This is a genomic window from Streptomyces sp. NPDC005706 (assembly GCF_040631045.1).
Taxonomy (GTDB): Bacteria; Actinomycetota; Actinomycetes; order Streptomycetales; family Streptomycetaceae; genus Streptomyces.
In genome coordinates this window covers 14,483-29,748 of record NZ_JBEXYS010000051.1, presented here as the reverse complement: position 1 = coordinate 29,748, position 15,266 = coordinate 14,483, and the positions used below count along the sequence as shown (strand labels likewise).

Here is a 15,266-nt window from a genome sequence, read left to right as displayed (position 1 = left end):
CGACTCACCGGCGAGAACACCATCTCCTGGCGCGACCCGACATCAACAAACCAAGCCCGCATCACGGGATGAAACAACGGGCGAAAACGACCTCTGAAGGTGACGCAGCGCCTGCTGAAGAGGGACGCAGGACACCTCCGCCAGGAAGGCCAGTTCCTCGGTCTTCTTCCACTGCGTCAGCGCCGCCGACGACTGCACGTAGGAGACGCGGCGCTGCTCGCCGTACCAGGCCCGTGTGCGCTCCTCCAGCGCCTTGTTGTACACGAGGCGGACGCAGCCGAACGTGCGGGACAGCTCTGCCGCCTGCTCGTTCGTGGGGTAAAAGCGGTACTTGAACGCCCGCTTGACCTGCTGCGCCATAGCTCACAATCTATCAGTTCCCGTGTGAACAGCGGGTGCCGACCGGTGGCCATAGACGCCGAATCGCCCTGGCGGCGATTCGCCTTTCCCTGCCCCGCTACGCGGGAGCTTCGTTTCCTCCCCGGCCTGAAGGCCGGGGTATCCACGAAGGAGACCCGATGACGACTTGCGCATGCACCCCTTCTATCCGCAGATCCTGGACTATCTAGACCGGCCCGTCCCCTCGGAGGCCGACCTGCCGGCGCAGTGGTCCACCGACGTGCAGGAGTTGCACCGGATGTGGAGCCGCCACTGACCGCCCCAGCATGCGAGTCGATGGCTCTTCGTGCGAGTACTGGCCGGTGGAGTCGAAGTTGTTCCGCAGCCTGCAGCACGACCAAGCCGGACGCCACCCGTCCCCGGCCCCTGAGGCGCTGCGCGGACGGGCAGCGCCGAGCGCCAAGGCTCGCGATCGCCTCACGACCGGTGAAGTCCGCCGTGTCCACATCTCGGGCGGCGGCCAGGAACGCAGTGACCCGCGCCGGGGCGGTGCCGGTGATGGTGGTGATGCTGTGGATACTCAGGCGGAGCTCGTCGTGAAGGAGCGCGGTGTCTTCGGCTGGGGTGGGATGCGGCCGGCACGATGGGCGAGGGCCCGTTCGCCGGTGCGGACTGGAACGGCCAACGGGTTTTTCCTCAGGTGCGACTCGAGGACCTTGTAGGCCGGGGCCGTGCGACTGGGAGGGCCGCCGCACGGGCCAGGCCTGCCAGAGCCTGCACGGCCGCCTCGTACGCCCTGGCCCGCCGCTTCGGGTCAAGTCGGCATCACCCCGTGAATCCGCGACAGCGTGAACATCCGCTCCGCTTCGCGCAGCTGGCACCACGCGTACAGGTACGGCGGGTCGAGGGCCAGGTCGCTGAGCGTGCGGATCGTGTGCTTGCCCGTGGTGGCGACGTACTCGATCGTGACCGCCGTGCCGTCGTCGACGGCGTGGGCGAGTTGACGGACATCGGTGTGGGACAGGCGCCTGGCGTATCCGGCGATGACTTCTTCGGTGCCGGTGGCGAAGGGAACGCCGGTGTGCGGGTCGGGGGCGGGACCGGCGAGCGGGGCGGCCGCAAGTCGGGCGGCAAGCGCGGTCAGCTCGGCGGACACGGGTGCGGTGGTCGTATGGGCCCGGGCGCCGGGCGCACCGGCCGGCTTGCGTGGCGGCGGCACCGGCGCGGTCGCCCGGTGGCTGCGGGGCCGCTCGATGCGTACGGTGCCGTCGGCCGACTCGGCGACCGGCGCGTAGCCCTCGGCCCGCAGCGCGGCGAGTGTCTTCTGCAGTGGTGAGCGGCTGACAAGGACGGTTGGGGCGAGCTGCCGCAGGCCCAGCTTGGAAAGTCTGCGGTGGGCGGCGAGTTCGGCGAGAAGGGCGGGTTCCTCGCCGTGGATCACGCAGGCGGCCGGGGCGATGCGGATCCGCCCGTGGCCGCGTGCCGTGTCGTTGATCAGGTACGCCAGGGGCTGCGGCAGCGGGCCGGTGGCGACGGCGGCCAGGTCCGTGGCGATGGCGTCGGGCGGGCGGCCGGCGTCCAGGGCGCGGCGAACGCTCCTCGGGCTGAAGCGCCACACCGAGGCTGTGCCGCCGGCCTCCCGGTCGGCGACCGAGTCCAGCAGCGTGACCAGCCGGGCAGCGGGCGTGCCGGTGACGACGGCGGTCAGGTCGGCGCCGAAGCGGGCCGTCGTGGCGGCCTCGGGCAGCAGGCGACGGCAGACCGCGGACAAGCTTTCGCAGTCTTCGGCCAGCAGCGCGGCGCCGATCGGGGAAAGGGCGCCGCGGGCGAGGACGCCGAGCAGTTCCGCCTCCCGGATCACGGTGGCGAACGGTGTCGCGTCCTGCGGCAGTACCTCGGCGAGCGGACGGGACCAAGCGGTCACGATCCCCAACTCCGCCACTCTCTTCGCGCCTTGGCCGGGTGGGATTTTGGAAGCGGCGGTGAGCAGCCCGTGCCGGGCCTGGAGACAGCCGGCGCAGGGCGGGGCTCCGGCCAGGGCGGGCAGCGCCTTGTTGTCCTCGGTGCGGGTCTGTGAGGGGGTGAGCGCAAGGGACCACCAGGCGTGCACCAGCACATAGAGCCGCTGTGAGGGCTCGAGCTCCGCCCAGGTGTCGTAGGCGTCCGTTGTCGCCACCCGGTCACCGTCACGGGCCATCAGAGCGGCCTCGTACGCCGTCTCCAGGGTGAGGCGCACGACCGGCTCCTCGCAGTGTGCCGCCTTGCCGATCCTTGCCAGTTCGCGGGCTCCGACTCCGCCGGACTTCAGTCGGGCGGGCGGGGCCGTCGCACATACCGAAAGGACCGAGGCGGCGTGGCCGACGAACGCCGTGGCCGCTGCGGACGCCTCCCCGTCCACCTCCGCCGGGGTGACGGGTACCAGGGGCGTGACGGGCGGCGCGGGATTGAACGGAGCATGCCGGCCGGGCCCGCGCAGCGCGAGCGTCACCTCGGCGGGCATCCGTGGGGGGCCGTAGCTGTATCGGCCCTGGACCAGCAGGCCCCGCTCCAGCGCCCAGCGCGCACCCGGTTCGGGGGCTGATGGGCCCCCGAAGGTGATAATCGGCTCCGGTCGGTACCCGGCCTCCGCCCGGCGCTCCAGCAGGTCCCGGGCCTCAGCCGGGGCCCGCGCGACCACGGCGGCGACACGCGCCGGGTCGCTGTGGTGCTCCAAGAGGGCCGCCAGGCGCTGCGGCTTGGTTACGGCAGGCCGCACGCCCAGAGCCGTCAGCATCCGGCGCAGTTCCTCGGAGGTCGTGTCCTTCAGCAGCGTCGCCAGCGGCTGGTCCAGTCCGAGTGGTGTGTCCCACGCCTGCCGCAGGGGCGCGGCCATCCGCAGTGCTCCCTCGCCGTCCGGCCAGACCAGCGCATGTGTGGCCAGCGACTGGAGTGCCGCTTGAAGGCCGCGTGCGGCCTCGCCCTCGGTTGCGTCGAGCAGGTCCGCCAGGGCCTCGGGCGATACCGGTGCAGTCAGTGCCGCCAGTGCCTCGGCCGCCTGCAGGGCGGGAAGCGTCAGCCGGGGCAGCGCGAGGGCCACCGAGCCCCGGCGTTGCAGGCGTTCGGCCAGTTCGTTCACCGAGCGTGGCTCCGGCGGGGACACGACGTCCAGGCGTGCCGCGAGTACCCCCTCCAGGTGTGCGGCATCGAGGCGGTGCAGCCACGCTGCAAGGGTCGACTTACCGGACTTCACTGATCAGCACACCTCGTCAGAAGCGACGCCACGCTGCGGTACGGCCTCCCAGCATGGCGCATGTGGCGAGTGCCGCGTCCGCCATCGCGTCCCGATACGCTCGGCGGCGTCCTTCATGAGTACACACACGCGGCCCAACCTGCCCGGGCGTAATAATCGGCACGCACACCGTGTGCGGGGGACGGCACAGGCCAGCACGGCCTCCCGGCCCCCGCAGCGCCGGTTTCCGGGATCAGGCTGTCTTGAGTTGCTTCGCGCGGTGTCCGAGGTACAGGACGATCAGACCGCACAGCGCGGTGGGGCCCGCGAGGATCAGGAACAGCTGCTCGTGGCCCATGCCGTCGGCCAGCATGCCTCCGACGATCAGCGGGCCGACGATGCCGCCGACGCGGCCGATGCCCAACGCCCAGCCGACACCGGTGGAGCGTACTTCTTCGGGATAGAAGGCCGCAGCGAGTGCGATGACGCTCTTCTGGCCGCCGCTGACGGCGCAGCCGACCAGGAAGATCGCCGCCAGGACCATCCAGACCGGGGAGCCCAGCACCAGGCCCATGAGGACCAGGAAGCCGCAGCCGACGAAGTAGAGGGTGCCCAGGGAGCCGTAGGCGCCGAGCCGGTCCATCGCGGGCCCGACCACGAAGGCGATCACGATGCCGCCGATGGTCGTCATGGACGCGGCGGTCGCCAGGGTGCCGGCGGAGTAGCCGCGATCGGCAAGGATGGTCGGCATCCAGCTCTGCAGGCCGTAGAACAACGCCAGGTTGATCGCGAAGACGACCCACAGCAGGACCGTGCCGAGCAGCTGGCGGCCCGAGAGCAGCTCGGTGACCTTGACCCGCTTGCCGGGGCCGGCGCTTTCCGCTTCGACCTGCGCCTTGTCCGTCTCCGGCAGCGTCCGGTCGATCCGGCGGCACAGGGCGTACGCCTTGGCGTTTTCCCCGCGGCGCAGCAGATAGGAGATCGACTCGGGCAGCTGCCGGGCCAGTACGAGGAGCAGGGCCAGGGGCAGCACGGCGCCGGCGACGAAGACCGAGCGCCATCCGTGGGCGGGGATGAGCCAGTCGGCGGCGTAGTTGGCGACCACGAACCCGAGTGAGAAACCGCAGTAGATCGCCAGGACCAGGCTGGCCCGCAGCCGCTTGGGGCTGTACTCGGCGGTGAGCGCGATGGTGCTCGGGGTGGCTGCGCCGAGGCCTATTCCGGTGATCACTCGCATGATCATGAGCTGGTCGGGACTCTGCGCCCACACCGAGACCAGCGTCGAGAGCGAGAAGACTGCAACTCCCGCCATGACGAGTCGCTTGTGGCCGAACTTGTCGGAGAGCGGGGCCAGCAGCAGATAGCCGATCATCAGGCCGACCAGTGCGGCTGAGAAGATCGTGGCCATGGTGCCCTTGGACACACCCCAGTCCTGGGTGATGGCCGGGGCCATGTAGTTGATCGCCTGGGTGTCGAACCCGTCGAGCAGCATGACCAGCCCGCACAGCAGCACGGTACGTAGTTGGAAGCCGCCCGGGCGGCGTCCGTCGATGAAGCCGGGGAGCTTGAGCGGCCCCTGCGGGTCCGATACGGCGGCGGACGGGGATGAAGTGGTTTTGGACATAATGCACTCCACATGGAGAAGGGTTACTCGACTCTGGCGAGGGCTCCCACGGCCGAGACGAACGCATCGGAGTGGAACCGGTCGGAAGCCACATCGCGCTCGCGCGCCAGCTCCTGGGCGGCGGTTCGGGTCATCGCTTCGCTGCCACAGGCGTAGATGTGGTGGCTGCTCAGGTCGGGATGGGCCGCGATCGCGGCTGCTTGTACCCAACCGGCGGCGCCTTCCCAGCCGGTGTGCGGCTGGGAGAGCACTGGGGTGAACCGGAACCATGGGTAGCGCCGGGTCCAGGCTTGGAGGGTGGTGCGGGCGTAGAGATCCTCGAGGGTGCGGGCGCCCCAGTACAGGTGGATCGGGCGGGTCAGGCGCCGGGCGATGTGGTCGAGGATGATCGACCGCATGGGTGCGAACCCGGTGCCGGTGGCGAGCAGGAGGAGGGGCCCGTCGCCGTCCTCGACGAAGAACTCGCCGAAGGGCGCCTCGATTTCCACGGTGTCGTGGAACTCCAGCTGCTGCAGGATCCGGGCTGAGAACACGCCGTTTGGTTCGTGCCGGACGTGCAGCTGGGCGAGGTCGTTGTGCTGGGGTGCATTGGCCAGCGAGTACGACCGGGTATCGCCGTCGTCGAGGATGACGTTGAGGAACTGGCCGGCCTGGAAGGGCGTCCGCCGGCCGATGGGGTAGCGCAGGTCGAGAACGGTGACGCTGGGGGCGACCTGGCGGCGCCGGTACACCGTTGTGGTCAGCCGCTTGCGCACCGGCGGGGTCCGTGCCGCGATCCGGCGCGGCGCGATCTCGATATCGCCGGTTGGCTGTGCCCGGCAGAGCCGGACCTCGGCCGGGCCGCAGACGGCACCACTGCCTGGCATGTCCAGCGGGCCTGCGGTCACCGAGCCGAGGCAGGTGTCGCACACGCCCTTGCGACAGGAGTACGGAATCGCCCAACCGGCCGCCTCGGCGGCGTCCAGGACGTTCTGCCCCGGCTCGCAGCCGAAGGCGATGTCAGAGCCGCGGACACTGATGGTGAAGGTCATCTCAGTCCTCCTGAACGGTCGGAGCGAGCAGCCGGAGAGCTGCGAGCACGGCGCCCGGGTCGGCATTGCCCTGCCCGGCGATGTCGAAGGCGGGGCCATGGCCCACGCTGGCGAACGGCGCACCGGCACCGATGGTGACTGCGGCCGCGGTACGTCCGGCCAGGACCTTGACCGGGATGTGCCCCTGGTCGTGGTACATCGCCAGGTAGGCGTCGTGGTGGCGGGCGCCGCCGAGCAGGATGTCGGCTCCGACGGGGCCCTCGGCAAGGACGCCGAGCTCGCGGAGAGCAGCCACGGCAGGCTCGGTGACCAGCTTGTCGTCGTCGCCGAACAGGCCGTCTTCACCGGCGTGCGGATTGAGCCCGAAGACGCCGATCCGGGGATCGGCGATGCCAGTTGCCCGCAGCGCCCGGTGCAGCGCCAGCCCGGCGTTGGTGACCAGCTCGGGGGTGAGCCGGGCCAGCGAGTCGGCCAGCCGCTCGTGCAGTGTGACGTGCGCGATGCGCAGACCGCCGCCGACCAGCATCAGGAAGACCTTCTCAAGCGGGGTTCCGGTGAGCTCCGCGATCAGCGGCGGGTAGCCGGCGAAGGCGATTCCGGCCCGGTGGACGGCCGTCTCCGAGTGCGGGCAGGCGACCACACCGGCGTAACTGCCGTCCATCGCCAGCCGTACCGCTGCGGCGGTGTACGCGATGGTGGCGGCGCCCGCGGGCGCGGTGACCTGACCGACCGCCAGGTCATGGGGGGCCAGGGCGCCGACGTCGACCAGGTCGCACACGCCGCGCTCGGCGGCCGCACCCGGCTGCGCCGCGCGCAACGTGAGCCCCGCGCGCTCGGCGTACGGTTGGAGTACATGACGGTCGCCCACCACGACCGGCGCCTGGTCATCGAGCTCGGCGACCGCCGCGAGCGCGATCTCCGGCCCGATCCCGTTCGGATCGCCGGTGGTGAGCAGCAGTCTGGGTATCCCGGTCACAGCGGCAGTACCAGCAGTGTGTCGATACGGGAGCTGTCGCAGACCACGGTCCGCTTCTGGATCAGGGCTCTGCCGTCCTCGAAGACGTATTCGTCGAGGTAGCGGCCGCTGGCGAACACATCGGTCGGCCCGTTCCCGGTGATGCGGATGACCAGGAACGAGGTCTCGCTGGTCGCGCCGGCCTCGCTCTCCTGAAGCACCGCAGGCTGGCCGAGCATGTGCCGGTAGGCGTGCGGCTCGTAGATGTTGGCCTCCTTCAGCGCAGAGACCCGGTCCTTGAGCATCGCCTTGTTGTTCGCCCAGATGATCCCGGCCGGCAGCCCGCGCCGGTGGTTGTCCGCCGTGGTGACCTTGTAGAAGGCGTCGTCGGCGAAGAACTCCGGCCAGTCCTCGATCGGGCCGTCATCGATGGCGCGGACGTAGTGCCCCTGGGCCCGGCTGATCAGGTTGTGCGCATCCATCAGGCCTGTGCTCCCTTGCCCGCGCCGACGGCGAAACCCATGGCTTCGCGGTAGACCTTCCAAAAGCCGCGGATCGAAGCCTCGGTGACCCGGCTCTCGCTGGACACGGCCTGGTCACCGCCCATCTGAACGGTCGCGAACTCCTTGCTCGCCCCGGTGATGCCCCGCTGCACGAAGCCGCCGATGGCGCCGTCCTCCATGGAGACATAGCCGGCCGGACCGACCAGGTTGGACTGCTTGAGGCGGATCAGCTGCTGCTCCTCGGTGTCGTCCTCGAAGCCGAGGTAGGTCCAGTGGAGGTCGGTGGAGTCGACCCCGGTCGGCAGCACCTGGCGTACGGCGACGGAGTTCTGGATCTGCTGGAGTACGAAGCCGGGCGAGACCGAGAGGATCTGCAGCGTGATGTCGTCCCCGACTTCGCTGAAGCTGTCGACCAGCGACGGGTCTTCGAGCTGGTACTCGGAGTCGGAGCGGATCTTCTGGTCCTTGTAGTGCGCCGCGGCCTCCGCCTCTGGGTTGATGGCCGACCAGCTCACGTGGTGGCCACCGTTCTCCGAGACGATGATGCCGCCCTTCTGGTTCAGCTTGTTGAGCCCGAAGGTCGTGAAGAACAGGTGCAGGATGCTGGCGTGGTAGGAGTCCTTGACGTTCTCCATGTACAGCTTCCAGTTGTTCGGCAGGCTCTGGGTGAACCGGCCCAGCACGACCGGCTTGCGGCCGCCGAGGACCCGCTCGATCCGGTCGAGGATCTCCTGGCCGAGGTACTCCTCGATCTCCGGCACGTCGTTGTCCAGGCTGCCGAAGACCAAGCCGTGCACAGTGGCCAGCCGCAGCCGCCGCGGGCTGTGGGCGGCCTTGCAGAACTCCGGCGACATGCCGCCCTTGCCGTTGATGCCCTCTTCGAAGGCGACACCGGTGAGGTCACCCTGAAGGTTGTACGTCCAGGCGTGGTAGACGCAGGTGAAGTCCTTGGTGTGGCCGTAGTGCTCCATAGCGATCAGCGAGCCGCGGTGGGCGCACCGGTTTTCGAAGGCGTAGATCTGGCCGTCGTGGTCGCGGGTCACGAGCACCGGCTGCTCGCCGATGAAGGTGGCGCAGAAGTCGCCCGGTTCGGCCAGCTCGGCCTCGAGGCAGAGGTAGTTCCACATCGGGCCGTGGAAGATCCGCTCCTGCTCGGCCCGGTAGACGTCCTCGTCTTGGAAGACCCAGTACGGCACCTCGGTCAGGGACTCGGGCCAGCGGCGCTCCGAAATCCCGGCCGGGGCCGGGGCCGGAGCACCCGCCCCCGTGTTCCGTGCGCTCATGCGTGCACCTCCAGTGCTTGACAACCCTCGTTCGCTATGCGAACGTTTGCTCGCTATCCGAACAGAGCGCCAGTAGATTTGCCAGTAGTCACATCTGTCAAGGGGGAGGCCGCATGGCCGTCGAAGGAATGGCAGGACTTGCCAAGGGACTCGCGATCCTCGAGGCATTCGGGGACAGCACTCCCCGGCTCACCATCAGCGATGCGTCCCGCGCCACCGGCCTGAGCCGGGCAACGGCACGCCGCTGCCTGAACACGCTCACCGAGCTCGGCTACGTCACCTTCGACGGGAAGTTCTTCGCGCCCACTCCCCGCGTACTGCGCATCGGCGCCACCTACGGCGAGTCCGCCGCGCTTCCCCAACTCGCCCAGCCGCACCTCGCCGCCATCCGCGACGCAACCGACGAGTCCGCCTCATTGGCCGTGCGCTACGACAACGAATCACTGTTCATCGCGCGCAGCGAAGGCACCCGGCTCATCGACAACGGCATACGTGTCGGCGCCCGGCTCCCCCTTTACGCCTCCTCCACCGGACAGGTTCTGCTCGGCGCCCTGGACTCAACCGAGTTGACCGACTACCTCGCCGCCGCTCCGTTTCCCGCACGCACCCCAGGGACCCCCACCACGGCCGCCGAAGTCGAAGACCGCGTCCGGGCTGTCCGCGCCGCGGGCATGGCGATCAACTCCGAGGAGCTCGCACTCGGGCTGCTCTCCATCGCTGTACCGGTCCACGATCCGGCCGGCCAGCTGGTCGGCGCCATCTCGGTCAGCGCCTCAAGCTCCCGCGTCACCGTCGATGAGCTCCGCGACCGGGTTGCCCCGGTGATGCAGCAGCACGCGGCAGCGCTCGGCCGGAAGCTGTAGGAGACGGGATCCGGTCAACCTGTCACTTTGCTGCGCCGCGACTTCGGCTTCTCGTCCTCGCTGGCGGGTTGGATGCCGAGGACGTGTTCGCACATCCACTGCTGCACGGCCGTCAGCGTGTCCCAGCCCAGCCGCACCGACCGCACCCAGCGCCCTTGATGCACGACCTCGCCCGGCGTCGTGGGAGTGTGCCGCCGGCGTGGAGGTGTTGCCGCACGAGGTGGAAGTTGCGTTGCCAGTCGATGGGCCATCCCGGGCACCAGACTGCGATGTGCCGGGTTGGTGTCAGTGGATGGGTGTCAGTGACAGCCGGTCTAGGTACGGGTGTTCCAGCGCTCCAGAGCCGCGGCGTTGATCCCGGAGCGGATGGAGCAGCTGTCCGCAATCGGGATGCGGTGGTCGTGATGGGCATCGTCGTCACCGAGGCCTCCGCGCTCGCGGCCGGCTATCTACTCGGGCGACTGCGCCCGTGGCAGCGACTGGGCGGCCGATCAAGTCCGCTTCACCGGTGGCGTGGGCCGGGTCGGTGCTGACTGTCACCGGTGAATGTCAGGAAGGTCAGGTAGACAGCCGCTGGTTCTGCCCAGGTGCCAGCGCAGCCACGGCAGGTCAAACAGCAGCGCCCTTCGCACTGCAATCCCGACACAGACCAGGGCTGCGCAGCAACAGCTGCGCAGCCCTGACTTGGTGCGCCTCAGATTCCGCCGGCGTCACCGGAGCCCGGCACTCGCCGTTCCGGTCGGGGTCGAGCGCTGTCCCCTGCGTTGTGCGGGCGGAGTACGAAAGGTCAGGCCGGGTTGATGTTCTCGGCCTGGGGGCCCTTCTGGCCCTGGGTGACGTCGAACGTCACGCTCTGGCCCTCCTGGAGCTCACGGAAGCCCGAGGAGTTGATCGCCGAGTAGTGGGCGAAGACGTCCGGGCCGCCGCCGTCCTGAGCGATGAAGCCGAAGCCCTTCTCCGCGTTGAACCACTTCACAGTTCCCGTAGCCATGTCTCATGCCTTCCAGTCGAGTACGCCTCCCACAACGTGCGGCAGGCGGAGGTGATCGCCCTGGTTCCTGCGGCACAGCACAGCAAAACGCCCACGCCTACGGCGTGGGCAAAGGGAACTTCCGAACCACGACAGCTGACTCAGACGGTACACGCCCGCACACGCTGTCACCACAGGAAAACAAGTACACACTGTGGACCGTGTGCGGGCAGGTGTACGCCGTCTGGGGCGGCAGGCGCGCCCAGGTCAAGCCGCGGCCGTCGAATTCGCTGATTCGGCGGCGCGGCGGTACTCGGCGTTGATGCGCTGGGCCTCTTCGAGTTGGTCCGCGAGGATGACGATCCGGCAGGCCGCCTCGATGGGCGTGCCCTGGTCGACGATTTCCCGGGCGCGGGCGGCGATGCGCAGCTGGTAGCGGGAGTAGCGGCGGTGTCCGCCGGTTGAGCGCAGCGGGGTGATGAGGCGGTGCTCTCCGAGGGCGCGGAGGAAGCCCTGGGTGGTGCCGAGCATTTCGGCGGCCCGGCCCATGGTGTAGGCGGGGTAGTCGTCGTCGTCGAGACGGCCGAACGAGTCGTCTGCGGTCATTGCACCTCTCTGTGGAACGCGTGGAGGGGCCCGGAAGCATGTGGCTCCCGGGCCCCGAAGGAACTGCTACACCATCTGCCGGCCCTGATACTGCGCCGGCCTTCTGTTTCCGCAGACCCGACCTGACTGCTGTCGGGGGCGGGGGGATCGCGGATGCGTGACCGGAGACCACCTCACTATCGATGTCCTGCGGTACCCGGGCTCCGTACTGCTCGCCCGGGCGATCCTGATGGCGCTTGGCTCCTCCGTTCCTTCCCTCTGGATCAATCACTTACCAAACGGGAACTGCGTACTGCTGGTGTTGCGTACTGCTGGTGGCCTCTCACAGCGCCACTTCGGCAGCCAGCCCCGTCGCCCATCCTGCATCTGCTCTGGCTTAGAACCCCGCTGCCGAACCTCCCGGTGCGTGCGCCCGCAGCCGACGCCTTCACCGAGGTACTGCTCACTGACTTCGCTGCTGGGTACTGCCAACTGCACTTCCTGCGTCCTCGACGTGCCGCTCGCGCAGCGGACGGCGGCGTGTGACACCGCCGCCGTCGGAGCGCATGCCCGGGGTGTTCGGCACGGCCTGCCCACCGTCGTCTTCGTGCGCCATCATGGTCCTTCTTCCGGTGAGGGAGCCGGGCGTCCAGAGACCCGGCCCTCCCCTTATGGGGCAGGGCATCTCTTCCGGTTCCCCAATCCCGGATTTCGAGTCACCCGACCGCGTAGGCGTCCCGGCGGCCCCGAGCGCGAGAAGGGGCCGGCGGCTCGCAACCGAACTGCTGCGGTTCGGGCACTCCTGGGCCGCCGTCCACGCCATCCACACCGCCCGCCCCTCCCCCGCCCACCCCACCGGGCGGTACCTCCTCACCCTCACCCCCAAGGCCTACGCCGGCACCGGCGTCCAAGCCGTCCACCCCGACCAGTAGCCGTCTGCCGCCCCGCCGCCTGACCTTGCGAAGGGCCCGGCACCGCTTCGCCGGGAGCGGCACCGCTCGCACAAGGTCGCCCTGGGGGCCTGAGCCCTTACAAGGCGGCGGGAGGAGAGCATGGCTCTGTCCGCCGTTTCATGAAGCCCTGAGTCATGGCTGGACGTGGGGTCTGCCCTACCTCGTGCCCGGGGGCTTGTAGGAGTGCCTGAGGCCAGCCGTGCGTGATCCCCTGTTCGCACGTGAACCATGCGAGAGAAGGTGGACGTGAAGACTCGGATCGGATACGCCGCGTGGGTTGCAGGAGTGGCGCAGTTCTTTGTGGCCCACGTGATCGCCGAGTTGGCCTGGGCCAGACCATACAGTTGGGCAGGGAACAACATCAGCGACTTAGGTAACGCTCACTGCGCCATGCAGTCGGAACCCGAACCCCGTTATATCTGCTCGCCCGAACACGGCCTGATGAACGCCTCGTTCATCACTTTGGGAACGCTCCTCGCCGTCGGCGTCTTCTTCACGGGCGCTGTGTGGCGCCGAGGCGCGAGCGCGCTCGTGACCCGGTGGCTGCTGGCCTGCGCCGGCATGGGATTCGTGTTGGCCGGGCTGGCGCCTGCGGACGTCCACGAGAACCAGCATGTCCTGGGTGCGCTGCTCATAATGGCCATGGGCAACATCGGTCTTGTGCTGGCGGGCATCGGCCTGGCGGACGATGTGCCGGCTCCGCTGCGCTGGGCGACCAGCCTGCTAGGGGTAGCGGCGATCACAGCTTTTGGGCTCTTCCTCTCCCACCGCTACCTCGGACTCGGGATGGGCGGCATGGAGCGGGTAGCGGCATTTCCCCTCTTGGTATGGGCATTGGCAGCCGCGGTCTGCGGCCTGTCCACACGCCCCTACCGAGGCCGGATCCTGCTGTCCCTGATCCCCACCCACACCCACACCCACACCCACACCCACCGGCCAGCGGATCAGAACTCACCAAACTGAGACAGCGTCACAGCGTCACCCCTGATGCGATAACACGCCGGGACAGCGAACCCCTCGCGGTGCTCTCAGCCCCGCGACAGCGGCCCCACACCCCGCCCCCCCACCCGACCAGCATCAACACATCCCCTCCCGACTGTCTCTTACCTCACTGTCCCCAAACCGAGAGATCGCAGAGAGTGAGCCACTGCCGTGAGCCTTCCGGTCTGTGCCGATCAGGTTCATCCTGAGCCGCACTACTCGTGGACCGGCAACTGCTCTGCGCGCGTCCCGGACGGCATGTCGTCCGGGACGAGTCAGCTCGAAGACGGCTCACGTATCCCTTGCACGTACGCAATCCCGTGGCGAGCACGGTCAGCGCCATCCCCGTCGCTTGGCACAGGCAACACGGCTCCGACCTGGACGCAGCATCGCCGAGCAGACGTCCTACGCATCGGCGTGGACCACAGAGTCGCATCCCTCGGCCGCGACCACGAGGACTCCTTGCTCTTCATCGGACGGCAGTGAGGCACGGCGCACCCGGGTTTCCCACTGTGCCGGCCATAGAGTTGTTGCGTCCCACAGGACTCCCTCCAGGGGCACATCGTCCAGCTTGGCGCTGGTGAGGTCTGCTCCGACGAAGTCATTGCTGGCCCGCTCGACTTCTGCGACAACTCTGGCCAGCGCGTCAGCATGCCCACAGCCGTGGGCCAGGTCGTCGATGAGGTCCTGGGCGACTGCCCCGACGCCGAACAGGTAGGCACGTCCGGTTGCCTGGAGTGCGGTGACGGAGGGGGCCAGTTCTTCATCCAGGAGTTCCCGGATGCTGTGCAGTTCGTTGGTGAGGCGCTCGGCCGGGTCGGCGAGGGCGGACTCGACGGCGTTGAGGTAGTCCAGGCCGCTGAGGGCAGCCTGGGGCCGGTGCGGTTGGGGCCGCCGGGACATGCCCTCAAGGTGTTCTCGGAGTTGTTCCACCACAGTGTCGGCACGGCCCAGCGGCTGTGCGCCGTCGTCCAGCAGGTCACACAGGTCCTGGACGATGCGGACAGCGGTGCGCATGGCCTCGGCCAGGTCGAAAGGCCAGTAGTTGTGGACCAAGCGCAGTGCCCCTTCGCGGTATTTGACTCGGATCGTCGCAGGGCGGCGGGCCAGGTGGCCCCGGGGCCCGAGACTCGCCTGGAGTGCGGAATTGCGCTGAGCGGCGTAGTCGTCCCGGGACAGGCGGCGGCTGACAGCCTTCCCCGTGGCGCGGTGGGTCGCTGTCAGGAGGCGGTCGAGCGCAAGATCCGGGGTACGCAGTTCGGGCGGCCCGCCGTGGGTGTTGAGGCGGTCAACAACGGCAATGCCCAGTCGACGGTGCATGGTTGTCAGCAGGGCGTCGAGGTCGTCGTCGTGTCGGCCGTTTCCTTCCGCTGCGCGGGGATCGCTGCCCATCACGTCTTCCTCCTCTCGTCGATGAACCGGCCTTCCAGCCGCAGGCCTTGCTTCAGTGCGGCTCTCGCGCGGGCCAGGTTCTGGCGGACGGCCGCCTGAGTGGTCCCCATTGCGCGTGCGCTTTCCTCAGTGGTGAAACCGTCAAGATGCCAGGCCATTGCGGCTCGTTGTTTGGCCGGCAAATGCTGAAGAAGGGAGATCACCTGGCGTTCCTCCTCCCCCAGCTCGGCGGCGTGGGCCGGGGTCTGCCAGCGCAGGCCGAGCTGCGGTTCGGGCAGGTCCGCGCACGTCTCTTCGAGTTTCACCTGCTGGCTTACCCAAGACCGCCATGCCACCGTGCGTAGCCAGGCGCGAGGGTAGGTGATCGTGACGCCTGGCGCGCACATCTGAGTGAAAGCGTCCTGCGCGGCGTCCTGGGCCTCTGCCCAGGACGCTCCCTGCAACAGCAGGAAGCGGACCAGGGCGGGATACTGCTCGTCGTGCAGGGCCCCGGCGAGCTGGATACCCGGCAGCGGGGTGGCAGCTGTCTCCAGCGGCTCGGCAAGGCGCAGGTCAGTGCTGACGGAGTCGTCCACGCTC

General features: G+C 68.9%; 14 protein-coding genes and 2 pseudogenes. 4 read left to right on the top strand and 12 right to left on the bottom strand.

Translation table 11 applies throughout. The annotated features are described in order from the left end of the window. Window positions 1-84: 84 nt before the first annotated feature. Window positions 85-360: pseudogene (locus ABZ478_RS38060) on the bottom strand (transposase); the annotation flags it as partial. A gap of 166 nt (window positions 361-526) precedes the next feature. Between ABZ478_RS38060 and ABZ478_RS38055 the strand changes: the two are divergent. Then, window positions 527-655, top strand: coding sequence for a hypothetical protein (locus ABZ478_RS38055; protein ID WP_359557238.1), 129 nt, complete (start codon window positions 527-529; stop codon window positions 653-655). Between the two features lie 498 nt (window positions 656-1,153). On the opposite strand, the gene ABZ478_RS38050 is transcribed toward ABZ478_RS38055, so the two are convergent. The 6 genes from ABZ478_RS38050 to ABZ478_RS38025 all read right to left on the bottom strand — a co-directional run bounded on the left by ABZ478_RS38050 (window position 1,154) and on the right by ABZ478_RS38025 (window position 8,943). Next, window positions 1,154-3,568: a helicase-associated domain-containing protein gene (locus ABZ478_RS38050; RefSeq protein WP_359557236.1), complete on the bottom strand. Its 2,415-nt coding sequence runs from the start codon at window positions 3,566-3,568 to the stop codon at window positions 1,154-1,156. Between the two features lie 232 nt (window positions 3,569-3,800). Further along, window positions 3,801-5,171, bottom strand: a complete 1,371-nt coding sequence (locus ABZ478_RS38045; RefSeq protein WP_359557233.1) for an MFS transporter — start codon at window positions 5,169-5,171, stop codon at window positions 3,801-3,803. A 23-nt stretch (window positions 5,172-5,194) separates the two neighbouring features. Continuing rightward, window positions 5,195-6,202 (bottom strand): 2Fe-2S iron-sulfur cluster-binding protein, encoded by a 1,008-nt coding sequence (locus tag ABZ478_RS38040; RefSeq protein WP_359557231.1) that lies wholly within the window; start codon window positions 6,200-6,202, stop codon window positions 5,195-5,197. A 1-nt stretch (window position 6,203) separates the two neighbouring features. Next, window positions 6,204-7,178: a 4-hydroxythreonine-4-phosphate dehydrogenase PdxA gene (locus ABZ478_RS38035; RefSeq protein ID WP_359557228.1), complete on the bottom strand. Its 975-nt coding sequence runs from the start codon at window positions 7,176-7,178 to the stop codon at window positions 6,204-6,206. Next, complete coding sequence (locus ABZ478_RS38030; RefSeq protein ID WP_359557225.1) at window positions 7,175-7,639, bottom strand: aromatic-ring-hydroxylating dioxygenase subunit beta; 465 nt, start codon at window positions 7,637-7,639, stop codon at window positions 7,175-7,177. The genes ABZ478_RS38035 and ABZ478_RS38030 overlap by 4 nt, the downstream gene beginning before the upstream one ends. Next, window positions 7,639-8,943: an aromatic ring-hydroxylating dioxygenase subunit alpha gene (locus ABZ478_RS38025; RefSeq protein WP_359557222.1), complete on the bottom strand. Its 1,305-nt coding sequence runs from the start codon at window positions 8,941-8,943 to the stop codon at window positions 7,639-7,641. The genes ABZ478_RS38030 and ABZ478_RS38025 overlap by 1 nt, the downstream gene beginning before the upstream one ends. 113 nt (window positions 8,944-9,056) lie before the next feature. Between ABZ478_RS38025 and ABZ478_RS38020 the strand changes: the two genes are divergently transcribed. Then, window positions 9,057-9,806 (top strand): IclR family transcriptional regulator C-terminal domain-containing protein, encoded by a 750-nt coding sequence (locus tag ABZ478_RS38020; RefSeq protein ID WP_359557220.1) that lies wholly within the window; start codon window positions 9,057-9,059, stop codon window positions 9,804-9,806. Between the two features lie 26 nt (window positions 9,807-9,832). On the opposite strand, the pseudogene ABZ478_RS38015 reads toward ABZ478_RS38020, so the two are convergent. The 3 genes and pseudogenes from ABZ478_RS38015 to ABZ478_RS38005 form a co-directional block, all read right to left on the bottom strand. Further along, window positions 9,833-10,068: pseudogene (locus tag ABZ478_RS38015) on the bottom strand (helicase); the annotation flags it as partial. Between the two features lie 525 nt (window positions 10,069-10,593). Then, the gene (locus ABZ478_RS38010; RefSeq protein ID WP_161200952.1) at window positions 10,594-10,797 is read right to left on the bottom strand and encodes a cold-shock protein; all 204 of its coding nucleotides are present in this window, start codon (window positions 10,795-10,797) and stop codon (window positions 10,594-10,596) included. Window positions 10,798-11,043: 246 nt separating this feature from the next. Then, window positions 11,044-11,382, bottom strand: a complete 339-nt coding sequence (locus ABZ478_RS38005; RefSeq protein WP_359557217.1) for a MerR family transcriptional regulator — start codon at window positions 11,380-11,382, stop codon at window positions 11,044-11,046. 650 nt (window positions 11,383-12,032) lie between these two features. On the opposite strand from ABZ478_RS38005, the gene ABZ478_RS38000 reads away from it, so the two are divergent. Then, window positions 12,033-12,293, top strand: a complete 261-nt coding sequence (locus ABZ478_RS38000; RefSeq protein WP_359557214.1) for a hypothetical protein — start codon at window positions 12,033-12,035, stop codon at window positions 12,291-12,293. A 267-nt stretch (window positions 12,294-12,560) separates the two neighbouring features. After that, on the top strand, window positions 12,561-13,277 hold the full coding sequence (locus ABZ478_RS37995; RefSeq protein WP_359557212.1) for a DUF998 domain-containing protein: 717 nt from the start codon (window positions 12,561-12,563) through the stop codon (window positions 13,275-13,277). A gap of 423 nt (window positions 13,278-13,700) precedes the next feature. Here the strand turns inward: ABZ478_RS37995 and ABZ478_RS37990 are convergent, their stop codons facing one another. Both ABZ478_RS37990 and ABZ478_RS37985 read right to left on the bottom strand, forming a co-directional pair. Next, a complete protein-coding gene (locus ABZ478_RS37990) occupies window positions 13,701-14,687 on the bottom strand; it encodes a hypothetical protein (RefSeq protein ID WP_359557210.1) in 987 nt (328 codons plus the stop codon). Next, a complete protein-coding gene (locus tag ABZ478_RS37985) occupies window positions 14,687-15,262 on the bottom strand; it encodes a sigma factor-like helix-turn-helix DNA-binding protein (protein WP_359557208.1) in 576 nt (191 codons plus the stop codon). Before ABZ478_RS37985 ends, ABZ478_RS37990 begins: the two co-directional genes overlap by 1 nt. Between the last annotated feature and the right edge of the window lie 4 nt (window positions 15,263-15,266).